This is a genomic window from Janthinobacterium sp. 78, from assembly GCF_003096775.1.
Lineage (GTDB): Bacteria > Pseudomonadota > Gammaproteobacteria > Burkholderiales > Burkholderiaceae_D > Janthinobacterium > Janthinobacterium tructae.
The window spans coordinates 4,867,300-4,891,941 of the sequence record NZ_QENT01000001.1 but is presented as its reverse complement, the minus strand read 5'-3'; the positions used below and the strand labels follow the sequence as shown (position 1 = coordinate 4,891,941).

The following is a 24,642-nucleotide window of genomic DNA, read 5'->3' as shown; positions in this document are numbered from 1 at the left end:
GGATAAAACACCATGACCAAACAAAAACCATTGCGCAGCGTGCCTGCTGGCGGCCCTGTCGAGCCGCCGCTGCGCCGCACCGCGCTGGCGCTCCTGATTGCCGCCTGTTTCAGCGCCGCCCACGCCAATCCGGTCTTGCCGCAAGTGGTGCATGGCCAGGCCACGTTCAACCAGCAGGGCAATCTGTTTACGATCACGAACACGCCCAATACCATCATCAACTGGCAGAGCTTTTCCGTCAATCCGGGCGAAATCACGCGCTTTCTCCAGCAAAATGCCGGTAGCAGCGTACTCAACCGCATTACGGGACAAGACCCCAGCAAGATCCTCGGCTCGCTGCAATCGAACGGCAAGGTCTTCCTGATCAATCCGAACGGCGTGCTGTTCGGCCGCGATGCGCGGGTCGACGTGGCGGGCCTGGTGGCGTCCAGCCTGGCGCTGTCGAACCAGGATTTCCTGGCCGGCAAGATGCATTTCAATGCCGGCGAGCAGGCCGGCGCCGTCATCAACCAGGGAACCATCCATGCCGGCAGCGGCGGGCAGATTCTGCTGATCGCGCCGAACGTGGAAAACAGCGGCATCATCACCGCGCCGAACGGTGACGTGCTGCTGGCCGCCGGCCACAGCGTGCAACTGGCCGACGCCGCCAACCCCGACTTGCGCGTGGTGCTGTCGGCCCCCGCGGACCAGGCCATCAATGTGGGCCAGATCGTGGCGCAGGGCGGGCGCATCGGCATGGCCGGCGCGCTGCTGAACCAGCGTGGCGTGCTCAACGCCAATAGCGCGGTGGTGGGAGAGAATGGCAAGATCGTGTTGAAAGCCAGCGGCAAGACATTGCTGGAAAACGGCAGCGTCACCAGCGCCACCAATGCGGCGGGCAAGGGCGGCGAGATTACCGTGCTGGGTGACCAGGTCGGCATGCAAGGCAACGCCAGAGTGGACGCCAGCGGCGCCACGGGCGGCGGCACGGTGCTGCTGGGCGGCGACTACCAGGGCAAGAACCCGGCGATTGCCAATGCGCGCCAGGTGGCCGTCGGCAAGGATGCCACCATCGCCGCCGACGCGATTCAAAGCGGCGACGGCGGGAAGGTCATCGTCTGGGGTAACGAGACGGCGCGCGTGTTCGGCAGCATTTCGGCGCGCGGCGGCGCGGCCTCGGGCAATGGCGGCCTGGTGGAAACGTCAGGTCATTACCTGGCGGTCGACGGCATCCGCGTCGACACCAGTGCGCGCCGTGGCAAGCGCGGCAACTGGCTGCTCGACCCTTACGATATCGAAGTGGTCGGCGGCTACCACGGCCAATTGGAAGACTTCGACCAATTTTCCGAAGAGCCGTCCGACACCACCATCGGCGCTGACACGATCTCCAGCGCCAGCAGCACTGTCACCTTGCAGGCAACGCACAGCATCACTTTCAGCAGCGCCATCAGCATGGGCTACGAAGACGCCGGATTGATCGCCATCGCCGGCGAGAGCATTTATGTGAATGCGCCGATCACCACCCAGCGCGGCGAGGTGACGCTATCGGCCAACGACGCCATCAGCAACCAGGCCAACGGCCCCAACGCCAATGTCTACCTGAACGCGGCCATCAGCACCAGCAGCGGGACCGTTGCGCTGTCGGGCGCCAGCATTATCAGCGACATTGCCGGTGGCGGCACGGTCAATGTCGGCAGCGGCAAGCTGAGCTTGAAAAGCAACCTGGCGGGCGGCAGCATTGAATTGAACGGCTTCGGCGATCAGTTGGCTGGCAGCGGCGCGTCCGGACAGACGGTGCTGCTGCAGGCGGACAATATCCATTTTTCCGGCAACCTCAATTTCCGCGGCACCAGCAACCAGGCCGCGCTCACCTTCAAGCCGCTGAGCGATGGCCGCCAGATCGAGCTTGGCAGCCAATCGGATACGGCGCTGGCCTTGACGAACGACGAGCTCAACCGCGTTGCCGCCGGCACCATCAATATCGGCGACGCCAGTTCCGGCAATATCACCATCAGCGGTCCGGTGAACCTCGACCCGAGCAGCAGCATCGCGACCCTGAACCTGAAAACCGGCGGCACCCTGACCGCATCGAGCAAGCTGGCCATGCGCCAGGCTGGCAGTGCGCTCAATGTGAAGGCCAGCAACGTCATTGTCGCCAGTGGCGGTGGCCTGTCTGCCGATGCCACGGTCAGCCTGGTGGCCGATAACATGAGCCTGGGCGGCGCGGCGCAATCGATCGCCGCCGGAACCGGGACCGGAACCGGGACCGGGACGGTCAGCCTGAAGCGCCGCAGCAACAGCGGCAGCATCGAGATCGGCAGCGCCGGGGAGGACAGCGCCGACAGCCTGGGCCTGAGCGACAGCGAACTGAAAACCATCAGCGCGCCGAGCATTGCCATCGGCGGCAGCGACTATGCGGGTACGCTGAACCTGCAGGGCGCGCTGGATCTGCGCACATCGAGCAACCTGAACCTGCTGGAACTGCGCACCGCTGGCAATATCAACCTGAACGGCGCGCTAGCTGTCGGGAAGGACCTGACGATTGGGGCCGGTACCTCCGGACCGGACTGGCTCGTCAACGCCTATGGCATCGTCAACGTCGGTGGCGCGTTCGTGCTCGACGGTGGCAACTGGGTACAGAACAATGCGAGTTTGCCCGCATTCACGGCCCACAGTTTCACTATCAATAATGGCACTTTCCTGCGCGTGAAGGGGGGCAATGGCGAGGCGGCGACGCCGTACAGGATTGCCGATGTGTACGGCCTGCAAGGCATCGGCACCCAAGGCTACAACAAGAACTACGCCCTGGTGGCCAATATCGACGCCAGCGGCACGGCCAACTGGAATCTGAGCGAAAGTCGCACCGGTTTCGCGCCGCTGTTCAGTGGCGACGAATTTGCCTATGCCGGCATTTTCGACGGCGGCAATCACAGCATCAGCGGCCTGACCATCAACGGCGGCGCCACCCCCTTGTTTTTTGGCAGCGGCCTGTTTGCCAGAACGCAGGGCGGCATCATTCGCAACCTGTCCATGCTGGGCGGCAGCGTGACTGGCGGTAATAACGTGGGCGCCGTGGTGGGTAACAATGGTGGCGCCACGATCAGCAACGTGAGCAGCAGCATGGCCGTCAGCGGCAACAACAATGTCGGTGGCCTGGTGGGCGACAACAACAGCGGCGGCACGATCACCGTGGCGCGCGCCAGTGGCACCGTCACGGCTTCCGGCGAACGGGTCGGCGGCCTGGTGGGCAATAACGATGGCACCATCTCGCAAGCGTATGCCACCGGTGCCGTGGGCGGCGGCGCCAGTGTCGGCGGCCTGGTCGGACGCAATGGCGGCGCTATCGAAGACGTCTATGCGACCGGTGCCATCGGCTTGTCCGCCGATAGCGCGGCGAGCCAGCAGAATCTGGGTGGTGTGATTGGCTGGAGCGTGGCGGGCAGCAGCGCCCGCCGCCTGTATTTCTCAGGCGCCGTATCGGGCAGCGGTTTTGCGCCGGACACGGTGGGTGCAGTGGTCGGACGCGCCGATTCGGGCGCGGTCGTGGGGCCGGCCTTTTTCGACTCGCAAAGCGCCGGCACCGTGAACGACCCCGGCGGATCTGCCGGGCGCAGTACGGCTGAAATGAAGCAGCAAAGCAGCTTCGGCGGCTTCAATTTCGGCCAGAATGCCATCTGGCGCATCTACGAGGGCCATACCACGCCGCTGTTGAAGGCTTTCCTGACACCCTTGACGGTAAGCGCCAGCGGCGCGGCCAGCCGGGTCTATGATGGCCAGGTGGCCAGCGTCGGCCAGCTCAGCTATATTGGCCTGCTCAATGGCGACCTGGCAGCCAGCGGTACGGCCAGTTACGGCAACGCGCGCAATGTCGGCAACTATGCGCTGGGCGGCCTGTGGTCGACCCAATACGATATCAGCTATGCCGGTACCTCCACCGTGGCCATCACGCCGCGCGCCCTCAGCGTTATTTTAAGCGGCAGCAAGGTGTATGACGGTCAGCTCGGCTTTGCCAACGCGACCCTCAGCCTGGGCAACACGGTCAGCGGCGATACCGTGGGCGTGACCGGCAGCGCGCAGTTCGTCGACAAGAACGCCGGCAGCGACAAGGCCGTCAATCTCAGCGAACTGACCTTGTCCGGCAGCGCGATGGGCAACTACAGCCTGGCTGCCACCGCCAGCGGCACGGCCGAGATCACGCAACGTACCTTGAACCTGGCCTTTGCCGGCGCCAATAAAGTCTACGATGGCAACACCGCCGCGTCATTGACGATTACCGACAACCGTATCGCCAACGACGTGCTGACGGCAACGGCCATCGGCGCATTCGCTGACAAGAATGCCGGCAGCAGCAAAGCCGTGACGGTGCGCAACGCCAGCCTGTCCGGTGCGGATGCCGACAACTATGTGCTGGCCTCGACCACCGGTGCCACCAGCGCCGCCATTACCCAGCGCGAACTGGCGCTGGGTTTTGCGGCCGCCGGCAAGACCTACGACGGCAACACCGCCGCGTCGTTGACGATTACCGACAACCGTATCGCCAACGACGTGCTGACGGCAACGGCCATCGGCGCATTCGCTGACAAGAATGCGGGTGCCGCCAAAGCCGTGACGGTGCGCAACGCCCGCCTGTCCGGTGCGGATGCCGACAACTATGTGCTGGCCTCGACCACCGGCGCCACCAGCGCCGCCATTACCCAGCGCGAACTGGCGCTGGTCTTTGCGGCCGCAGGCAAGACCTACGACGGCAACACTTCCGCCACGCTCGCCATCACCGACAACCGTGTTGCCAACGACGTGCTGACGGCAACGGCCAGCGGCGCATTCGCTGACAAGAATGCGGGTGCCGCCAAAGCCGTGACGGTGCGCAACGCCCGCCTGTCCGGTGCGGATGCCGACAACTATGTGCTGGCCTCGACCACCGGCGCCACCAGCGCCGCCATCACGCAACGCGAACTGGCGCTGGGCTTTGCGGCCGCAGGCAAGACCTATGACGGCAACACCGCCGCGTCATTGACGATTACCGACAACCGTATCGCCAACGACGTGCTGACGGCAACGGCCATCGGCGCATTCGCTGACAAGAATGCGGGTGCCAACAAAGGCGTGACGGTGCGCAACGCCCGCCTGTCCGGTGCGGATGCCGACAACTATGTGCTGGCCTCGACCACCGGCGCCACCAGCGCCGCCATTACCCAGCGCGAACTGGCGCTGGGTTTTGCGGCCGCAGGCAAGACCTACGACGGCAACACTTCCGCCACGCTCGCCATCACCGACAACCGTGTTGCCAACGACGTGCTGACGGCAACGGCCAGCGGCGCATTCGCTGACAAGAATGCCGGCAGCAGCAAAGCCGTGACGGTGCGCAACGCCAGCCTGTCCGGCACCGATGCCGCCAACTATGTGCTGGCCTCGACCACCGGCGCCACCAGCGCCGCCATCACGCAACGCGAACTGGCGCTGGGCTTTGCGGCCGCAGGCAAGACCTACGACGGCAACACCGCCGCCACGCTCGCCATCACCGACAACCGTGTTGCCAACGACGTGCTGACGGCAACGGCCAGCGGCGCATTCGCTGACAAGAATGCCGGCAGCAACAAAGCCGTGACGGTGCGCAACGCCCGCCTGTCCGGTGCGGATGCCGACAACTATGTGCTGGCCTCGACCACCGGCGCCACCAGCGCCGCCATTACCCAGCGCGAACTGGCGCTGGGCTTTGCGGCCGCAGGCAAGACCTACGACGGCAACACCGCCGCCACGCTCGCCATCACTGACAACCGTGTTGCCAACGACGTGCTGACGGCAACGGCCAGCGGCGCATTCGCTGACAAGAATGCCGGCAGCAACAAAGCCGTGACGGTGCGCAACGCCAGCCTGTCCGGTGCGGATGCCGACAACTATGTGCTGGCCTCGACCACCGGCGCCACCAGTGCCGCCATCACGCAACGCGAACTGGCGCTGGTCTTTGCGGCCGCAGGCAAGACCTACGACGGCAACACCGCCGCCACGCTCGCCATCACCGACAACCGTGTTGCCAACGACGTGCTGACGGCAACGGCCATCGGCGCATTCGCTGACAAGAATGCGGGTGCCGCCAAAGCCGTGACGGTGCGCAACGCCCGCCTGTCCGGCACCGATGCCGCCAACTATGTGCTGGCCTCGACCACCGGCGCCACCAGCGCCGCCATTACCCAGCGCGAACTGGCGCTGGTCTTTGCGGCCGCAGGCAAGACCTACGACGGCAACACCGCCGCCACGCTCGCCATCACTGACAACCGTGTTGCCAACGACGTGCTGACGGCAACGGCCAGCGGCGCATTCGCTGACAAGAATGCCGGCAGCAACAAAGCCGTGACGGTGCGCAACGCCAGCCTGTCCGGTGCGGATGCCGACAACTATGTGCTGGCCTCGACCACCGGTGCCACCAGCGCCGCCATTACCCAGCGCGAACTGGCGCTGGGTTTTGCGGCCGCCGGCAAGACCTATGACGGCAACACCGCCGCGTCATTGACGATTACCGATAATCGTATCGCCAACGACGTGCTGACGGCAACGGCCATCGGCGCATTCGCTGACAAGAATGCGGGTGCCGCCAAAGCCGTGACGGTGCGCAACGCCCGCCTGTCCGGTGCGGATGCCGACAACTATGTGCTGGCCTCGACCACCGGTGCCACCAGCGCCGCCATTTCCCAGCGCGAACTGGCGCTGGGCTTTGCGGCCGCAGGCAAGACCTATGACGGCAACACTTCCGCCACGCTCGCCATCACCGACAACCGTGTTGCCAACGACGTGCTGACGGCAACGGCCAGCGGCGCATTCGCTGACAAGAATGCCGGCAGCAACAAAGCCGTGACGGTGCGCAACGCCAGCCTGTCCGGTGCGGATGCCGACAACTATGTGCTGGCCTCGACCACCGGTGCCACCAGCGCCGCCATCACGCAACGCGAACTGGCGCTGGTCTTTGCGGCCGCAGGCAAGACCTACGACGGCAACACCGCCGCCACGCTCGCCATCACCGACAACCGTGTTGCCAACGACGTGCTGACGGCAACGGCCATCGGCGCATTCGCTGACAAGAATGCGGGTGCCGCCAAAGCCGTGACGGTGCGCAACGCCAGCCTGTCCGGTGCGGATGCCGACAACTATGTGCTGGCCTCGACCACCGGCGCCACCAGTGCCGCCATCACGCAACGCGAACTGGCGCTGGTCTTTGCGGCCGCAGGCAAGACCTACGACGGCAACACCGCCGCCACGCTCGCCATCACCGACAACCGTGTTGCCAACGACGTGCTGACGGCAACGGCCATCGGCGCATTCGCTGACAAGAATGCGGGTGCCGCCAAAGCCGTGACGGTGCGCAACGCCAGCCTGTCCGGTACCGATGCGGCCAACTATGTGCTCACCTCGACCACCGGCGCTGCCAGCGCCACGATTACCCAGCGCGAACTGGCGCTGGGCTTTGCGGCCGCAGGCAAGACCTACGACGGCAACACCGCCGCGTCGTTGACGATTACCGACAACCGTATCGCCAACGACGTGCTGACGGCAACGGCCATCGGCGCATTCGCCGACAAGAATGCCGGCAGCAACAAAGCCGTGACGGTGCGCAACGCCAGCCTGTCCGGTGCGGATGCCGACAACTATGTGCTGGCCTCGACCACCGGCGCTGCCAGCGCCACGATTACCCAGCGCGAACTGGCGCTGGGCTTTGCGGCAGCGGGCAAGACCTACGACGGCAACACCGCCGCCACGCTCGCCATCACCGACAACCGTGTTGCCAACGACGTACTGACGGCAACGGCCATCGGCGCATTCGCTGACAAGAATGCCGGCAGCAACAAAGCCGTGACGGTGCGCAACGCCAGCCTGTCCGGTGCGGATGCCGACAACTATGTGCTGGCCTCGACCACCGGCGCCACCAGTGCCGCCATCACGCAACGCGAACTGGCGCTGGTCTTTGCGGCCGCAGGCAAGACCTACGACGGCAACACCGCCGCCACGCTCGCCATCACCGACAACCGTGTTGCCAACGACGTGCTGACGGCAACGGCCATCGGCGCATTCGCCGACAAGAATGCCGGCAGCAACAAAGTCGTGACGGTGCGCAACGCCAGCCTGTCCGGTGCGGATGCCACCAACTATGTACTCACCTCGACCACCGGCGCTGCCAGCGCCACGATTACCCAGCGCGAACTGGCGCTGGTCTTTGCGGCCGCAGGCAAGACCTATGACGGCAACACTTCCGCCACGCTCGCCATCACCGACAACCGTGTTGCCAACGACGTGCTGACGGCAACGGCCATCGGCGCATTCGCTGACAAGAATGCGGGTGCCAACAAAGGCGTGACGGTACAAAACGCCAGTCTGTCCGGCCTTGACGCAAGCAATTACACCTTGGGCACGACCGGTGGCACGGCAATGGCCAGCATCGCGCAGCGTGCGCTGAACCTGGGCTATATGGGTGTCGACAAGGTGTATGACGGCGTGGCCGGCGCGCAGGTGGCGATCAGCGACGACCGCATCACCGGCGATGTGCTGAGCGCATCTGCCAGCGCGGCGTTTGCCGACAAGAATGCCGGTAGCGGCAAGACGATCACGGTACAGAATGCCAGCCTGTCCGGTAACGATGCTGGTAACTACCGCCTGGCCAATACGACTGGCGCGACCACGGCCACTATTGCCCGCGCGGCATTGACCCTGGCCAGCGTCAGCGCCAGCGACAAGGTGTACGACGGCACGCAAGTGGCCAATGTCAGCGGCACCGTGGCGGGCGTGATCGGCCAGGATGCCGTCAGCCTGGTGGGCGGCAGCGGCACGTTTGCCGACCGCAACTATGGCAGCGGCAAGACGGTCAATGTCAGCGGTTTTGGCTTGTCGGGCGCGGATGCCGGCAACTACGCTTTGACCGCGAGCGGCGGCGTGGCCCAGGCCAGCATTGCCCAGCGCGCCCTGTCGACCTGGATCGGCGCGGCCGGAGGCTTGTGGAGCGACGCCGCCAACTGGGAAGGCGGCGTGGCGCCAAGCGGCGCCAATGTGCTGGCGGCCGATTTCGCGGCCAGCACCGGCAACGTGGTGTACACGGCGGCGGCCGGCGACACCGTGCTTGATCGCTTGAGCTCGCGCGGTGGCCTGAACCTCACCGGCGGCAGCCTGCTGGTCAATAATGCACTGACGGTGGCCAACTATGCGCAGACCGGCGGCTTGCTGGGTGGCCTGGGTAATATGACGGTCAGCAACAGCTTCAACCAGAGCGCCGGCGCCATCCATATCGGCGGCAACCTGGCCGTGACCCAGGCCGCCGGCGACCTGCGTTTCGCGGCATTGACCGCCAATGCCATCAGCCTGAACGCTGGCGCGGGCGCCATCAGCCAGAGCGGCGCCGTGGTTGCCGGCAGCCTGGCCACGCAATCGCAAACCGGTACCGTGCTGAACGACGCCGGCAACCGTGTCAAGAACTTCAGCGCCAGCAACAGCGGCGCCGGTGGCATTGCCTTGACCAGCACCAGCGCGCCTGACGTGCTGGTGCTGGGTAGCCTGTCTACCGGTTCCGGCGATGTGCGCATCGAAAGCACGGGTGGCATCGATAGCCACGCCATCACCACTGCCGGCGGCAACGTGAGCCTGATCGCACACAGCCCCGTCAATGTGCTGGGTGTCGTCCAAGGCAACGACGTCACCGTCGACGCCAGCACGGACGTGGCCTTCGGCGATGGCGCGCGCGTCAATGCGGCGCGCACCATCGCGGTCACGGCCGGTGCCGGCGTCACCTTTGCCGGCGCAGCCACCCTCGATGTGCAGGCCACGGGCGCTATCAATGTGCTGGCGAAAAACGGCGACCTGACCGCCGCCGAAACCGTGCGCATCAACAGCCGCGGCGCGCCCGTGTCGCTGCTGGCGCCGAATGGCCGGGTCATCGTGCCGGCCTCGGTGCTGGTGGCCCAGCCGGTGACGACGCCCGTGGTGCCGCCAGGCATCATCATCCGCGCCGGCAATACCTTGCCGGCGCTCAGCGCGCAATACAACCCGCTCAACCAGATGAGTACCCCCAACAATGCGAGCAGCCCCCTGCTGGCGGGCGCCACATCCAAAGAATCGACGAAGGAAGCAACAGATGATCCTCACAATGGTATCAAGAAGACCTATTGCAACTAGGCCGATGCTGGCCGGTGCCATGCTGTGGCTGGTGCTGATGAGCATCAGCCTGCATGCGTTCGCCCAGGTGGCGGGCACGGTGACGCAGTTGAGCGGGCCGATGATGGCGAAAAAGGCCGACGGCAAGGTCAAGATATTGTCGCTCAAGTCCGAGGTGGAGGCTGGCGATACGCTGGTGACGGAGAAAAACACCTATGCCCTGGTGAAATTCATCGACAACAGCGAGATCACCCTGAAGCCTGGTACCACCTTTGTGGTCGAGCAGTTCGCTTACCAGGCCGATCAGCCCGAGGGCGACCAGGCCTCGTTCAACCTGGTCAAGGGAGGCTTGCGTTCACTGTCGGGCCTGCTTGGCAAGCGCAGCAAGGAAAAGTTTTCTCTGAAGACGCCGGTCGCCACCATCGGCATCCGCGGCACGTATTTTACTGCCGAATATATCAGCGCCGGTGGCTATGCGGCACCAGTCTCGTCGCTACCCAAAACGGCGCCGTCGGCAGGGCCGACCCTTGCGCCAGGGCTGTACACGTCGGTCACCACCGGACAAATCGTGGTCAGCAATCCAGGCGGCACGCTCGATATCGTCGCCGGCCAGTTCGGCTTTACGCCGACAGGCAACAGTCCAACGATGCTGGTGCCGAAGAGTGCCGGCCCACAATTTACGCTGCCGTCCAAGTTGGGCGCACTCGGTCAGCCAGCCACTGCGTCCGAAGAGTCGAAAGGCCCGGAGTGCATTGTCCGGTAAATTCCGCTTGACCTTCCCATCATGGTAGGGCCGATCCTGTAGACATCACCTCTTATCTACAGGATCAGCGCCATGCAGCCAGCTTCCCCTTATGTGCAATCGTTCACGGTCGAAGGCATGACCTGCGCCTCGTGCGTGGCCCGCGTTGAAAAGGCGCTGGCGGCCGTGCCGGGCGTGACCAGCGCCAGCATCAACCTAGCCACCGATACGGCCAGGGTGGCGTCCAGCCAGAACGTTGCGCTGGCCACCTTGCAGGCGGCGGTGGACAAGGCCGGCTATGCGCTGGCCAGCACGGACATCGACCTGTTGGTGGCCGGCATGACGTGCGCCTCGTGCGTGGGCCGGGTGGAAAAAGCCTTGCTGAAAGTGCCGGGCGTGCTGGCCGCCAGCGTCAACCTGGCCACGGAAAGCGCGCGCATCAAGGTGACGGGCGGTGTGGCAGCGGGCACCCTGATCGCCGCCATCGACAAGGCCGGCTATGCCGCCACGCTGCCTGCCGCCAGCCGGGCCGGCGCGCCCGCTGCCGCACCCAACCGCGATGGCATGAAAGTGGCGTTCGCGGCCGTGCTGGCCTTCCCATTGATGCTGCCCATGCTGCTGGAATGGGCCGGCATCCATCTGATGTTGCCAGGCTGGCTGCAATTCGCGCTGGCCACGCCCGTGCAGTTTTACTTTGGCGCGCGCTTTTACAAGGCGGGCTGGAAAGCGGCGCGCGCCGGCAGCGGCAATATGGACTTGCTGGTGGCGCTGGGCACGAGTGCCGCATATGGCTTGTCCGTCTATCAATGGCTGACGGCGGGCGAGATCTTGCCGCACCTGTACTTCGAAGCGTCAGCCGTCGTCATCACCCTGGTGTTGCTGGGCAAATGGCTGGAAAGCCGCGCCAAGCGCCAGACGGCCTCGGCCATCCGCGCGCTGCAAGTGCTGCGTCCGGAATCGGCCCGCGTACGGCGCGACGGCATCGAGATCGACTTGCCCGTGGAACAGGTGAAAGTGGGCGACCTGGTGGTCATCCGCCCCGGTGAACGGGTGGCTGTCGATGGCGTGGTGGTGGAAGGCGCCAGCCAAGTCAACGAGTCGCTGATCACAGGCGAAAGCTTGCCGGTCGATAAGCATCCGGGCGACAAGGTCACGGGCGGCGCCATCAATGCCGATGGTTTGTTGCTGGTACGCACGCAAGCCGTGGGCGGCGAGACGACCCTGTCGCGCATCATTCGCCTGGTGGAAGACGCGCAGGCGGCCAAGGCGCCGATCCAGCATCTGGTCGACAAGGTCAGCGCGATTTTTGTTCCCGTGGTGCTGGTGCTGGCGCTGCTGACCATGCTGGGCTGGTGGTTCGCGACCGGCGAGCTGGAAAATGCCATTATCAATGCCGTGGCCGTGCTGGTCATCGCCTGCCCGTGCGCGCTGGGCCTGGCCACGCCGACTGCCATCATGGCCGGCACGGGGGTGGCGGCCCGTTACGGCATCCTGATCAAGGATGCGGAAGCGCTGGAAGTGGCGCACGCCGTCGATACCGTCGTATTCGACAAGACGGGCACCCTGACGGTGGGCAAGCCCGCCTTGGCGGCCCTGCATGCGCATGGCATCGACGAGGCACGGCTGCTGCAACTGGCGGCCAGCATCCAGCGCGGTAGCGAGCACAGCCTTGCCACCGCCGTACTGGATGCGGCCAGTGCGCGCCACATCGACCCCTTGCCAGCCACGGGTCTGTCGGCCTTGCCGGGGCGCGGCCTGGCGGCCCAGGTCGATGGCCTGGAGTTGAAACTGGGCAGCTCGCGCCTGATGCAGGAGTTAAACGTGGACATGACGCCACTGGCGGCACAGGCTTTGTCCCTGGAAAACACGGGCAACACGATTTCCTGGCTGGCCTCGGGTACGCAATTGCTGGGGCTGTTCGCCTTCAGCGACCAGGTCAAGCCGAATGCGCAGGCGGCCATTGCCCATCTGCACAGCCTGGGCATCCGCACGGTGATGTTGACCGGGGACAACCAGGGCAGCGCCGACGCCGTCGGCAAGCTGCTGGGCATCGACACGGTGGCGGCGAAAATGCTGCCGGCCGATAAAACCGCTAAAATCAGCGCATTGAAAGGCGCGGGCGCCAGGGTGGCCATGGTGGGCGACGGCATCAACGATGCGCCTGCGCTGGCGGCCGCCGACGTGGGCATCGCCATGTCGACCGGCACGGATGTGGCCATGCATGCGGCCGGCATCACGCTGATGCGTGGCGATCCGGCCCTGGTGGCGGACGCCATCGATATCTCGCGCCGCACTTACAGCAAGATACGGCAGAATCTGTTTTGGGCATTTATCTACAATATGATCGGCATTCCGCTGGCCGCCTTCGGCCTGCTCAACCCCATGGTGGCGGGCGCGGCGATGGCCTTCAGTTCCGTCAGCGTGATCAGCAATGCCCTGTTGCTGCGCCGCTGGAAAGCCCGCAGTCATGCAGCTAGCACGCATACCAAGGAGTCACAAGGATGAATATCGGCCAGGCAGCCAGTGAAACGGGCGTATCGGCAAAAATGATACGCTACTACGAAAGCATTACCTTACTCAAACCCAGCGCGCGCAGCGACGCCGGTTACCGCATCTACACGCCGAACGACTTGCACGCCTTGCGTTTTATCAAGCGCGGGCGGGGGCTGGGGTTTTCGCTGGAACAGATCCGCGAATTGCTGTCGCTGTGGCAAAACGACCAGCGCGCCAGCGCGGACGTGAAAGGTATCGCCCTGGCGCACGTCGCCGAGCTCAACAAGCGCATCGCCGAACTGACGGAAATGCGCGATACCCTGGCTCACCTGGCGCAATCGTGCCATGGCGACGACAAGCCCGATTGTCCCATCTTGCAAAGCCTGGGGCTGGCTGGCGACACGGAAGCGAAAGCATGTTGCCACTGAGTTGAATCAACAGGAGTCGGGATGGATTGCCTTCAATCAGGAAGGCATCTTCCGGCACTACCCTGAGCTGGACGGGTAAACGGAAACAGCCGGCGCGAAGGCCGGCTGTCTTGTTGATGCCACTGCTGTTACTGCGCGCTGGTGACGGGGTAGCCCGCCTCGACGATGGCGGCGCTGATGGCACCCAGTTCGGCGGGCGATTCCACCGTGACGCGCTTGCTGGCCAGGTCGATCTGCACCTGTGCGGCAGGATCGACGCCTTGCACCGCTTTCGTGACCGAGCCGACGCAATGGCCGCAGCTCATGTTTTCAACTTGTAACTGATACATGCAAGCACTCCTTGAATGATTAAGTGTTCCCACTGTAAGCCTTCCCCCGATGGTAAGGTCAAGGGGAAAGCTGGCGTGTGGATCAATTCAGCAGAAAATCGTCAGCTTGCATGGGCGGCGGCACATTCTCATCCTGCACGGATTCGCGCAAGCTGATTTCGATGGCGCGGCACATGGCTGACAGTGGTAAATCGTTGGCATCTTCGCCGAACGGTTCCTCGATCTCGTCGCCCAGGGCATCGAGGCCAAAGAAGGTATAGGCGACGATGGCGACGACGAACGGCGTCATGAAACCCAGCGAATCGACCAGGCCGAAAGGCAGCAGGAAACAGTACAGATAAGCTGTGCGGTGCAGCAGCAGCGAATACGAGAAGGGAATCGGCGTGCTGCGGATGCGTTCGCACGAGGCGCCCGCCGCTACCATGGCCGAGACCGTGTTATCGATCTGTGCGGTGAGGATGCTGTCGATACGCCCCTGCCGGACGCAGTCGGCCAGGTCGTGGCCCATCTGCAGCATCAGGTAGTCGGACGGGTTCGAGGCCTTGCAGGCCGCTTCCCATTCAGCCGGGCGCAGCAGCGGCTGCAAGTCGTCCGGTCCGCGCGTGTCGCGCAACTGGTGGCGCAGGGCGTGGCAAAAAGCGATGGTGCGGTAGATCATGCGCACGCGGACATCGTCCAGGCCCAGCCGGGCGTGGGCGGGCGTATCGCTGCGGATCATGGTCTGGCACTGGCGCGAGAAATTACGGCTACGCAATACCAGTTCGCCCCACAGCTTGCGCGCTTCCCAGTAGCGGTCGTAGGCGGCCGTGTTGCGAAAGCCCAGGAAGATGGCCAGCGGCAAGCCGATCAGGGTAAACGGGATGGTGGTGAGGATGATCTTGTGGTCGAACAGGGTACCGTGGCACCAGGTGACCAGGGTGGCGATCAGGGTGTTGACGATGAGGGTGGTGCGGATGCGCGGCAGGACGGAGCCGCGCACCACCAGGAACAGCCGTAGCGCCGATGGACGCTCGCGCACGATCATGCTGTGCTCCCGGTGTGGGGCTGGTGATCGGCAAGGGGGAAAAGACAGAATGGCAAAGGCCGGGAACAAAAAGCCCGCTGTGTGTGCGGGCTGAGCAGGGTGTGCATGGGAAACAATGTAGGGGAGACGGCTTGAGTATAGGCCGCAGACCTGTTTCCAGCCAATTCACAGTGACGATAGCGGTTATTCATTTCATGAATGAATATTTCATTTGTAGGAACTTGTGTGAATTTCAGTTCTCCGTATCCTGCCGTTGCCTGATCTTCTTGCGGTGCGCGGCCTGCTGCTGTTTCAACGTCTTGCTTGTTGTATAGCTGTTACGAAACCAGCTTGTATGTTTGTTGCGACCCGGTCATCTTCGCCCAGGTGATGGGTTTTCGCAAGCTGGCTATGCTGCCGATGAGCGAGACGGCTTTCTTCTCGAATGACGTCGATGCGGAAGTGCGCTTCAGCAAGGATGCCGATGGCAAGACGCAACAACTGGTGCTGCGTCAGGAGGGGCAGGACATGCCGGCCAAACGCGTGAACTGACCTTCCCTGGCTGATTTTCCATCCGTGCACAGGCGCCGCAAGGTGCCTGTTGTCATTGACCGTTATGTTCGCGTGCGTACTGTCGCGCTGCCAGTCCTCCAGCATACTGCCCAGCTACCCCACGCAATCCCGGGGCGCCACGACCAAGGAAACCAGATGAGCTATCAGACCACGAATCCCTACAGCGAACAGATCGAGCAGACCTTCACTGCGCATAGCGATGCGCAAATGGACGGTATATTGGCCCAGGCCGCCACCACCTTCGAGAGCGACTGGCGCCAGCGCAGCTTTGCCGAGCGCAAGGCAGTGGTCAAGAAAGCGGCCATGCTACTGAAAGAACAACGCGATCACTTCGCCAAATTGATCACCGTGGAAATGGGCAAGCTGTTCCAGGAAGCGCAGCAGGAAGTGTCGCTGTGCGTGCAAATCCTCGACTACTACGCCGATAATGCCGAGCAATTCCTTGCGCCCAAGCAACTTGACGTCAAGCGCGGCGCGGCCAGCGTGGAAATTGCGCCGCTGGGCGTGATCTTCTGCGTCGAGCCGTGGAATTTCCCGTACTACCAGCTGGCCAGGGTCGCGGGTCCGAATTTGATGGCGGGCAATACCTTGGTCGTGAAACACGCGTCCAACGTGCCCCAGTGCGCACTCGCCTTTGAAAAACTGTTCCTCGACGCGGGTGCGCCAGCAGGCGCCTACACGAATGCATTCTTTTCCAGCGAGCAAGTGGCCACGGCCATCGCCGATCCGCGCGTGCAGGGCGTGGCGCTGACGGGCAGTGAGCGCGCCGGCGCTTCCGTGGCGGCCACGGCCGGCAAGGCCCTGAAAAAAACCACGATGGAACTGGGTGGCAGCGACGCCTTCATCGTACTGGACGACGCCGACATGGACCTGGCCGTCAAGCTGGCCGTCATCGGCCGTATCCAGAATGCGGGCCAGGTATGCGACGGCTCGAAACGCTTTATCCTGCTCGACAGCATTGCCGATACCTTCGTCGAACGCTTCCAGGCAGAACTGGCCAAGCTGCAGGCTGGCGACCCCATGGATGCCGCCACCACCCTGGCGCCGCTGTCGAGCAAATCGGCGTTGGATTTGGCCGTCAAGCAAGTCGGCCAAGCCGTGGAGGGCGGAGCGAAAGTGCTGCTGGGAGGCAAGCGCATCGAGCGCGCCGGCTACTTCATGGCGCCGACCATCCTCACCGAGGTGACGCCAAGCAATCCCGTCTACTACCAGGAATTCTTTGCCCCCGTTGCCATGATCTTCCGCGTCAAGGATGACGACGCGGCGATTACCCTGGCCAACGATTCGCCGTTTGGCCTGGGCGGCACCATCATCACGGCAGACGTTGCACGCGGAAAACGCCTTGCCAGCCGCATCGACACGGGCATGGTGTTCATCAATTCGCCGGCCATCACGGCGCCGGACCTGCCATTTGGCGGCGTGAAACATTCGGGTTATGGCCGCGAATTGTCCGATCTGGGCATCATGGAATTCGTCAACCGCAAGCTGGTGCTGGTCGGCTGACCGGGCGACCTCGGGGGCGCTGCCTCACGCCCCCAGCGCTTGCCAGCCATACCAGCCGAACGCCACTACCCACGCCAGCAAGATCGCCAGCCCCGGCAACAGCATCCATTTCGTCAGCGTTTCTTCCCACGCCACAAAAGCGCGTCCGCCGCGTGCGATGGCCAGCAGCGCCTGTCCGCCGTTCAAGCCGGCGAACGGCAGCAGGTTGAAGGCGCACAGTTTCAATGAGATCAGGGCGAATACCAGCGCAAAGCCGTGCGTACGGGCAAACGTTTCCCCTTCACCCAGCAGTTCCTGTGCCGTCGACAGCGGCGCCAGCGCGCCATGGAAGATTTGCCCGAAGGCGGCGACAAAGCGTTCCCAGCCCGAGGCGCCCATGATGCCCAGCGACAAGGCCAGCAAGACGACCACGCCGCTCAGCGGTAACACGCATTGCTTCCACAGCGGCTGGAAGTTATAGGCGTCAAGGCAGGGGTCGTCGTCATACAGGGTTTCCTCGCGCGTATCTTTCAGCACCACATTGCCGGCCAGGGGCAGCAGTTTGACGCGCACGTTTCCCCAGCTCAGCAAGGTCGGGCCCACGCCGTAGCTGATGCTGCGCACGGTGATGCCGAACAGCCTGGCGCAGGCCGCCATGACGGAAATGTGGATCAACATGAAGATGAGGAGGCAAAGCAGCAACTGGAAGGCGGGAGGCATCGGATACGGTGTCCTGGAGGAAAGAGAGCGGTATTAGACCATGTCGCAGGAAAAAGTCGCGCACACGAAAAAGCCCCGCCTGCATCGCTGCAGCCGGGGCTTTGAATGACTGGGGCAGCTTGCGCCGCCCGCTTTAAGTTACAGCACGTTACAGCACTTCGCTGGCGTGATCGGCCAGGCGCGAGCGCTCGCCGCGGGCCAGGGTGACGTGACCGCTGTGGGTCCAGCCCTTGAAGCGGTCGACCACGTAGGTCAGGCCGCTCGAGCCTTCCGTCAGGTACGGTGTGTCGATCTGCGCGATGTTGCCCAGGCACAGGATCTTCGTGCCGGGACCGGCGCGCGTGACCAGGGTCTTGACCTGTTTCGGCGTCAAGTTCTGTGCTTCATCGATGATGAGGAACTTGTTCACAAACGTGCGGCCGCGCATGAAGTTGAGCGACTTGATCTTGATGCGCGAACGGATCAGGTCTTGCGTTGCCGCACGGCCCCATTCGCCGCCATCGGAGTCGGACTTGTTCAGCACTTCCAGGTTGTCGTCGAAGGCACCCATCCATGGCGACATCTTTTCTTCTTCCGTACCTGGCAGGAAACCGATGTCTTCGCCGACGGGCACCGTCACGCGGGTAACGATGATTTCATTGTAGAGCTTGGTTTCCAGCACTTGTGCCAGGCCGGCGGCCAGGGCCAGCAAGGTCTTGCCGGTACCGGCCTGGCCCAGCAGGGTGACGAAGTCGCATTCCGGATTCATCAGCAAGTTCAGCGCGAAATTCTGTTCGCGGTTGCGCGCCGTCACGCCCCACACATTGTTCTTCGTGTGGCTGAAGTCGCGCAGGGTTTGCAGCACGGCGGTCTTGCCGTTGATCTGTTTTACCTGGCCGTAGAACGGCGTTTCGCCGTTTTTCGGTTCCAGGTAGATGAACTGGTTGACCAGCAGCGATGGAATGAACGGACCCGTCACGCGGTAGAACGTCGAGCTGTAGCCGTTCTTGCTTTCCTGCCACGATTCCATGTCCTTGCCGTGCTTGTTCCAGAAGTCGTCCGGCAATTGCACGATGCCCGAGTACAGCAAGTCCGTGTCTTCCAGCACATGGTCGTTGAAGTAATCTTCGGCCGGCAAGCCCAGGGCGCGTGCCTTGATGCGCATGTTGATGTCTTTCGACACCAGCACCACGGGGCGGCCTTCCTGTTCCGATTCCAGCGAGCGCACGACGGCCAGGATCTGGTTGTCGGCCTTGCCCACTGGCAAGCCAGCCGGCAAGTCGGCGCTTTGCAGACGCGTCTGGAAGAACAAGCGGCCCTTGGCATCCTTGTTGCCCAGCTTGGACAGCAAGATACCGTGTTCGATGGCATCGTCATCCGTGTTGCTGATCAGGGCGTCGAGCGTGCGCGAGACCTGGCGTGCGTTGCGCGCCACTTCCGTCATGCCCTTTTTGTGGTTGTCCAGCTCTTCCAGGGTCATCATCGGCAGGTACACATCGTGTTCCTCGAAGCGGAACAGCGACGATGGATCGTGCATCAGCACGTTCGTGTCAAGCACGAACAGCTTGCTGATGCCGCGCTGGTCGGCGGCGCGGCTGGCGGACGACTTGAGCTGTACTTCGACCGCCTTGTGCTTGGCCGGATGTGGCTGCTCGACCTGCTGGACGGGCTTGATCGGCGTGACCTTGCCTTTTGCCGCCGGCCTGGCTTTCGCCGCAGGCGCGGCAACGGCGACCGGCGCGGCCACAACCGGCGCAGGTGCAGCAACGGCAGGCGCCGGCTTGGCGACCATCAGGGCCGCCACTTGCTTGATCTTCGTGGCCGCATTGCGGACCGGCTTGGCAACTTCGGCGATCGCCGCTTCAATGATCGGTGCAGCCACTTTCTTGGCTGCCGGGGTTTTGGTGGCCGGGCGCGCTGCGCCTGCGGTTGGGTAATCTTGGGTGGCCAGGATGGTGGCTGGCTTGCTCGGTAATTTTGGCAGTGGCATCAGGATCTCAATCAAAAAATTTCTGGAATGAATCGCCCATGGGCAGCCAGCTTCTGGCGGCACTTCTCATGGGGTGGATGCGGGGGAACAACAATGCTACAGGACGAGGGACTGCCGGAAGGCCGGCAACATGGCTGGTCATGGACGCCATCGGCGGGCTGCAGGCCCGCCTGGCGGAGTGGGTGGAGGCGCTTCGTTGACTCAAAATGGCGATAGGTACCGTGAACTGAACTGCGGTTGAGCTAATGTCGAACCAAGCTGGCTGGAGGCTGACAACGCGCATGCGATCAGAACAGATGATCAATTCAGACGCGCCACGAATTCCAGCACTTCTTCCACGTGAGTTGCGACCTTCACGCCTCTCCATTCTTTCACCAATCGGCCCTGGGCGTCAATCACAAACGTGCTGCGTTCGACGCCACGGACCGTCTTGCCATACATCTGTTTCATCTTCATGACGTTAAACAGCAGGCAAACGGCTTCGTCCGGGTCGGAAATGAGCTCGAAGGGCAGTTCCAGCTTGGCTTTGAAGCTTTCGTGCGAGCGCAGGGAATCACGGCTGATGCCGTAGATTTCCACGCCGGCGGCAACAAATTGCGCATGCGCGTCACGGAAGGCGATGTTTTCAGTGGTGCAGCCGGGGGTGTTGTCCTTCGGATAGAAAAACAGTACCGTGGCCTTGGCCGGACGGCCCAGCAACTGAAAGGTCTTGCCGCTGGTCATGGCGGCACTAAAGTCGGGTATGCTAACGAGGGATTGGCTATCAGCCACAGGTTCTCTCCTGAACGGTGATCATCAGCGCTGGTTTTTAATCTGGCAACGCATCCAGGTGCAACAATACAGCATTCAGGCCGCTTTGCCCTGCACAATCAGGCGTCCCGAACGTCCGGGCAACTCATCCCAGGTGATCGGGCAAACGGGCAAGTCCGCATTTTTTATCTTTTCATAATAATCGCCCATCGCTGCAAACTGGTAGCCCTGGGCTTTCCAGCCAGCCAGCAGTTGTTCGAAAATGGGGGCGAGTTTCTGTCCTTCAAGTTCCGCATGCAAGGTATACACGTGGTCGCGCGGATTGTCCGCCGTCAGCGACAATATATGTGCGGCAACATTGCCTGTCGTGATCAGCTTGCCGTCGATTTCGCAGCCCAGCAATTCATCCAGGGTGGGCAGGGTGGTGGGCAGTTGCACGCATTGCAGGATGGTGTTGCCGTTGCGTACGCGGTGCGGGCCTTGCGACGGCTGCGCCATGGCACCGCGCGCGTCGAGCATGGCGCGGCCATCGGAGGCAAAGCGGTAGCCGGCCGTGTCGTGTTCGACAAAGGCGCTGACATTCATTTGCCAGCCGGCCGCGCCGTGCGTGTGCGGCTTGGTGCCAAACACCTGTTCGTAGCGGTTGGCGGCCTTGCGCATCATGTTGATGGTCCAGGCGGCGTTGCGCTTGGCCACGTTGTCTTGCCACAGGGTGTGATCCCAGGTGTGGATGCCGCACTCGAAACCGGCATCGCGCACGGCGCGCAATTGCGCCGCGCATTGCTTGCCGATATCGGGTCCCGGCAGCAAGGTGCCGTACATCAATGTTTTCAAGCCGTAGTGCTCGACCACCGAGGTGCGCGACACCTTGCTGAAAAAGCCGGGCTTCAAGGCGCGGCGCAGGGCCCAGCCCGTGTGGTCAGGGCCCAGCGAGAACAGAAAGGTGGCCTTGGCCTGGTGCGCGCTCAGCATGCGCACCAGATTGCCCATGCCTTCACGGGTGCCGCGATAGGTATCGACGTCGATTTTCAGGGTCAGGAACGGCTTGCTCAACATTAATCCATCAGGGCTTTGGCTTGGGCTACCTGGCTGCGGTAGGCGTCGAAGATATTGCGCAGGGAATCGGCCATGGTGGTGCTTGGCGCCCAGCCCAGCTCTTCGCAGGTATTCGTGATTTTCGGCACGCGGTTTTGCACGTCCTGGTAGCCGGCACCGTAGTAGGCGCCCGACGTGGTTTCCACGATGTTCACGTGTTTCGCGCCTTCGGCATATTCAGGATACTCGGCAGCCAGGGTCAGCATCATGCCGGCCAGGTCGCGGATCGAGTAATTGTTGACTGGATTGCCAATGTTGTAGATCTTGCCGCTGGCGATGCCATTCTTGTTGGCGATGATGCGCATCAGCGCATCGATGCCGTCATCGATGTAGGTGAACGCGCGTTTTTGCGCGCCACCGTCGACCAGCGAGATGTTCTCGCCGCGCACGATGTGGCCGAAGAATTGCGTCACCACGCGCGAAGAACCTTCTTTTGGCGTGTGGATCGAGTCCAGGCCGGCGCCGATCCAGTTGAAGGGGCGGAACAGGGTGAAGTTCAAGCCTTCCATGCCGTAGCCCCAGATCACGCGGTCCATCAGTTGCTTGGCGTTCGAATAGATCCAGCGCGGCTTGTTGATCGGGCCGCAGATCAGTTCCGAGTTTTCCGGATCGAATTCTTCGTCGTGGCACATGCCATACACTTCCGAGGTCGACGGGAACACCAGGTGCTTGCCGTACTTGGCAGCCGAACGGACGATAGGCAGGTTGGCTTCGAAGTCCAGTTCGAACACGCGCAGCGGCTGCTTGACGTAGGTCGACGGCGTGGCGATGGCCACCAGCGGCAGGATCACGTCGCATTTCTTGACGTGGTACTCGACCCATTCCTTGTTGATCGTGATGTCGCCTTCGAAGAAGTGCATGCGCGACTTGTAGTTGTCATCTTCCAGCAATTCCGTGATGCGGTCCGTGTTCATGTCCATGCCGTAGACATGCCAGTCGGTGGTTTCCAGGATGCGCTTGGACAGGTGGTGGCCGATGAAGCCGTTGACGCCTAAGATGAGGACTTTTTTCATGTGAGATTCTCTTGAGTGATATCAGTGTGTGCTGACGCGGGCGGTCAGACTGGCTTGCAATTGCTGAGCCGAAATCGGCTCCCCGGCAGCCCTCAGGGCGGAAATGGCCAGCATGCGGCCGTCTCCGCAGACGCCAAAGATGCAATTATCCACTACCGCCAAGCCCGCTGGCAAACTTCCTGCGGCACGCTTGCTCAAACGGGCGGTTTCGATGGTGTAAATGATATTGTTGACTTCGGTGAACGCGCCGGGATAGGGCGGGGCGACGGCCCGGTGCAGGTTGTATACCTGTTGCGCAGGTAACTTCCAGTCGATGCGGCCGTCTTCCGGCTTGCGCCCGCCAAAATAGCCGCCCTGGCGCAAATCGTTGAACTGGCGCGGCGCCGTACCGTCCAGCAAGGCCGGCAGCACACGCCACAGGGTTTGCTCCGCCGCCACCGTGACTTTGCCGAACACTTCGAAGGCCGTGTCGTCGGGCAGGATGGGCACGGCCGTTTGCGCCACGATGGCGCCGGCGTCGGGCTTGACCGTCATTTCATGCAGGGTAGCGCCCGTCTGCGTGGCGCCATGCAGCACGGCCCAGTTGACGGGCGCGCGGCCGCGGAACTGCGGCAGCAGCGAGCCATGCATATTGTAGGCGGGCGCCACCTCCAGAATGCTGGCCGGCAGCATGTGACGGTAGTAAAAGCTGAACAGCATGTCCGGCTGTGCCGCCTGCACCTGCGCCAGCAGCTCGGGCGCGCGCGCGTCCAGAGGCGTGATGTACGGGATGCCTTCGGCCTGGCACAGGCTGGCGACGGATTCGAACCACAGGTTTTCCGTGGGGCTGTCTTCGTGCGTGACGACGAGGGCGATATCGACGCCGCCAGCGAGCAGCACCTTGATGCAGCGCACGCCCACATTGTGGTAGCCGAAGACGACGGCGCGTGGGGCGCCCATCAGCGGCCCACCTGGCGCTTTTCCAGGCGCACATACGATGGCGCCTCGGCTTCCGCCTGGACCATGCCATCCTGCAAGATGGTCTGCACCACGTAGCGGGGACGGGCACGTACCTGCTGGAAGATGCGTCCCACGTATTCGCCCACCAGGCCGATGCCGAACAGGATCACGCCCATCAGGAAGAAGGCAATGGCGAACAGGGTGAACACACCCTGCGCCTCGGCGCCGAACAGGAAGCGGCGCGCCAGCAGATAGATCACCAGCACGGCCGAACTGAAGGACAGCAGCATGCCCAGCATGGAAAAGATTTGCAGGGGTATCAGCGAAAAGCCCGTGACCAGGTCGAAGTTGAGGCGGATCAGGCTGTACAGCGAGTACTTCGACTCGCCGGCCGAGCGTTCCTCGTGCTCGACGGTAATTTCCGTGGGCTTACGGGCAAACGTGTAAGCCAGGGCGGGCACGAAGGTGTTGACTTCGGCGCACTGGTTGACCAGATCGATCACGTTGCGGCCATACGCGCGCAGCATGTTGCCCTGATCGGTAATTTTGATATTCGTGATCTTTTCACGCAGACGATTCATCATCTTCGAGGCCAGGGTGCGCCAGGCGGAATCTTGCCGCTTGCGCCGGATCGAGCCCACGTAATCGTAGCCTTCGCGCATCTTCGCCACCAGGTTGCCGATTTCTTCGGGCGGGTTTTGCAGGTCGGCGTCGAGCGTGACCATGATCTGGCCGCGCGACGCTTCAAAACCGGCCAGGATGGCCATGTGCTGACCATAATTGCCGTTGAACAAGACTACGCGCGTGACGTCGGGGCGCTGGCGGAATTGTTCCGCCAGGATGGCCACCGAATTGTCGCGGCTACCGTCGTTGATAAAGATGATCTCGTAGCTCGTCTGCAGGGCATCGAGTGCCGGATACAGGCGGGCGAACAGGCTGGCCAGGCCATCCTGTTCGTTGTAGATCGGAATGATAATGGACAGTTCAGGTTTCATCGGC

General features: G+C 63.0%; 15 protein-coding genes. 6 read left to right on the top strand and 9 right to left on the bottom strand.

Annotated features, from left to right (window positions below):
- The first annotated feature begins 12 nt into the window (after nt 1–12).
- The 4 genes from C8C92_RS21540 (at nt 13) to cueR (ending at nt 13,770) form a co-directional block, all read left to right on the top strand.
- Nucleotides 13–10,128: a YDG domain-containing protein gene (locus C8C92_RS21540; RefSeq protein ID WP_116745190.1), complete on the top strand. Its 10,116-nt coding sequence runs from the start codon at nt 13–15 to the stop codon at nt 10,126–10,128.
- A 4-nt stretch (nt 10,129–10,132) separates the two neighbouring features.
- Nucleotides 10,133–10,870, top strand: coding sequence for a FecR family protein (locus tag C8C92_RS21535; RefSeq protein WP_116745189.1), 738 nt, complete (start codon nt 10,133–10,135; stop codon nt 10,868–10,870).
- Nucleotides 10,871–10,942: 72 nt separating this feature from the next.
- Complete coding sequence (locus C8C92_RS21530; RefSeq protein WP_116745188.1) at nt 10,943–13,354, top strand: heavy metal translocating P-type ATPase; 2,412 nt, start codon at nt 10,943–10,945, stop codon at nt 13,352–13,354.
- Entirely contained in the window at nt 13,351–13,770 is a 420-nt protein-coding gene (gene cueR / locus C8C92_RS21525; protein ID WP_099762866.1) for a Cu(I)-responsive transcriptional regulator, read from the top strand. The genes C8C92_RS21530 and cueR overlap by 4 nt, the downstream gene beginning before the upstream one ends.
- 128 nt (nt 13,771–13,898) lie before the next feature.
- Here cueR and C8C92_RS21520 read toward each other — a convergent pair whose 3' ends face one another.
- Both C8C92_RS21520 and C8C92_RS21515 read right to left on the bottom strand, forming a co-directional pair.
- Nucleotides 13,899–14,099, bottom strand: a complete 201-nt coding sequence (locus C8C92_RS21520; protein ID WP_099762867.1) for a heavy-metal-associated domain-containing protein — start codon at nt 14,097–14,099, stop codon at nt 13,899–13,901.
- 82 nt (nt 14,100–14,181) lie between these two features.
- Nucleotides 14,182–15,123 carry a bestrophin family protein gene (locus tag C8C92_RS21515; RefSeq protein ID WP_099762868.1) on the bottom strand — a complete coding sequence of 314 codons (942 nt, stop codon included), beginning with the start codon at nt 15,121–15,123 and terminating at the stop codon, nt 14,182–14,184.
- A 330-nt stretch (nt 15,124–15,453) separates the two neighbouring features.
- On the opposite strand from C8C92_RS21515, the gene C8C92_RS27330 reads away from it, so the two are divergent.
- Entirely contained in the window at nt 15,454–15,654 is a 201-nt protein-coding gene (locus C8C92_RS27330; RefSeq protein ID WP_133250811.1) for a hypothetical protein, read from the top strand.
- A 156-nt stretch (nt 15,655–15,810) separates the two neighbouring features.
- Nucleotides 15,811–17,178, top strand: a complete 1,368-nt coding sequence (locus C8C92_RS21510) for an NAD-dependent succinate-semialdehyde dehydrogenase (protein WP_116745187.1) — start codon at nt 15,811–15,813, stop codon at nt 17,176–17,178.
- A 24-nt stretch (nt 17,179–17,202) separates the two neighbouring features.
- On the opposite strand, the gene C8C92_RS21505 is transcribed toward C8C92_RS21510, so the two are convergent.
- The 7 genes from C8C92_RS21505 to C8C92_RS21475 all read right to left on the bottom strand — a co-directional run bounded on the left by C8C92_RS21505 (nt 17,203) and on the right by C8C92_RS21475 (nt 24,638).
- Nucleotides 17,203–17,877, bottom strand: coding sequence for a site-2 protease family protein (locus tag C8C92_RS21505; protein WP_116745186.1), 675 nt, complete (start codon nt 17,875–17,877; stop codon nt 17,203–17,205).
- A 148-nt stretch (nt 17,878–18,025) separates the two neighbouring features.
- Nucleotides 18,026–19,846 carry a PhoH family protein gene (locus tag C8C92_RS21500; protein WP_099762871.1) on the bottom strand — a complete coding sequence of 607 codons (1,821 nt, stop codon included), beginning with the start codon at nt 19,844–19,846 and terminating at the stop codon, nt 18,026–18,028.
- A gap of 300 nt (nt 19,847–20,146) precedes the next feature.
- Nucleotides 20,147–20,617, bottom strand: a complete 471-nt coding sequence (locus C8C92_RS21495) for a peroxiredoxin (protein WP_165829515.1) — start codon at nt 20,615–20,617, stop codon at nt 20,147–20,149.
- A 75-nt stretch (nt 20,618–20,692) separates the two neighbouring features.
- Nucleotides 20,693–21,652 carry a polysaccharide deacetylase family protein gene (locus C8C92_RS21490; RefSeq protein ID WP_116745185.1) on the bottom strand — a complete coding sequence of 320 codons (960 nt, stop codon included), beginning with the start codon at nt 21,650–21,652 and terminating at the stop codon, nt 20,693–20,695.
- Nucleotides 21,652–22,704: a bifunctional UDP-4-keto-pentose/UDP-xylose synthase gene (locus C8C92_RS21485; RefSeq protein ID WP_099762873.1), complete on the bottom strand. Its 1,053-nt coding sequence runs from the start codon at nt 22,702–22,704 to the stop codon at nt 21,652–21,654. Before C8C92_RS21485 ends, C8C92_RS21490 begins: the two co-directional genes overlap by 1 nt.
- A 21-nt stretch (nt 22,705–22,725) precedes the next feature.
- Nucleotides 22,726–23,643 (bottom strand): formyltransferase, encoded by a 918-nt coding sequence (locus tag C8C92_RS21480; RefSeq protein WP_099762874.1) that lies wholly within the window; start codon nt 23,641–23,643, stop codon nt 22,726–22,728.
- On the bottom strand, nt 23,643–24,638 hold the full coding sequence (locus C8C92_RS21475; RefSeq protein WP_099764475.1) for a glycosyltransferase: 996 nt from the start codon (nt 24,636–24,638) through the stop codon (nt 23,643–23,645). The genes C8C92_RS21480 and C8C92_RS21475 overlap by 1 nt, the downstream gene beginning before the upstream one ends.
- Nucleotides 24,639–24,642: the final 4 nt, after the last annotated feature.

Excerpts from the sequence above, each read along its gene's own strand:
- C8C92_RS21510 (WP_116745187.1), top strand. The coding sequence starts at position 15,811 with ATGAGCTATCAGACCACGAATCCCTACAGCGAACAGATCGAGCAGACC.
- C8C92_RS21475 (WP_099764475.1), bottom strand. The coding sequence starts at position 24,638 with ATGAAACCTGAACTGTCCATTATCATTCCGATCTACAACGAACAGGAT.
- C8C92_RS21515 (WP_099762868.1), bottom strand. The coding sequence starts at position 15,123 with ATGATCGTGCGCGAGCGTCCATCGGCGCTACGGCTGTTCCTGGTGGTG.
- C8C92_RS21490 (WP_116745185.1), bottom strand. The coding sequence starts at position 21,652 with ATGTTGAGCAAGCCGTTCCTGACCCTGAAAATCGACGTCGATACCTAT.
- C8C92_RS21500 (WP_099762871.1), bottom strand. The coding sequence starts at position 19,846 with ATGCCACTGCCAAAATTACCGAGCAAGCCAGCCACCATCCTGGCCACC.
- C8C92_RS21520 (WP_099762867.1), bottom strand. The coding sequence starts at position 14,099 with ATGTATCAGTTACAAGTTGAAAACATGAGCTGCGGCCATTGCGTCGGC.
- C8C92_RS21505 (WP_116745186.1), bottom strand. The coding sequence starts at position 17,877 with ATGCCTCCCGCCTTCCAGTTGCTGCTTTGCCTCCTCATCTTCATGTTG.
- C8C92_RS21535 (WP_116745189.1), top strand. The coding sequence starts at position 10,133 with ATGCTGGCCGGTGCCATGCTGTGGCTGGTGCTGATGAGCATCAGCCTG.
- cueR (WP_099762866.1), top strand. The coding sequence starts at position 13,351 with ATGAATATCGGCCAGGCAGCCAGTGAAACGGGCGTATCGGCAAAAATG.
- C8C92_RS21540 (WP_116745190.1), top strand. The coding sequence starts at position 13 with ATGACCAAACAAAAACCATTGCGCAGCGTGCCTGCTGGCGGCCCTGTC.
- C8C92_RS21480 (WP_099762874.1), bottom strand. The coding sequence starts at position 23,643 with ATGGGCGCCCCACGCGCCGTCGTCTTCGGCTACCACAATGTGGGCGTG.
- C8C92_RS21530 (WP_116745188.1), top strand. The coding sequence starts at position 10,943 with ATGCAGCCAGCTTCCCCTTATGTGCAATCGTTCACGGTCGAAGGCATG.
- C8C92_RS21485 (WP_099762873.1), bottom strand. The coding sequence starts at position 22,704 with ATGAAAAAAGTCCTCATCTTAGGCGTCAACGGCTTCATCGGCCACCAC.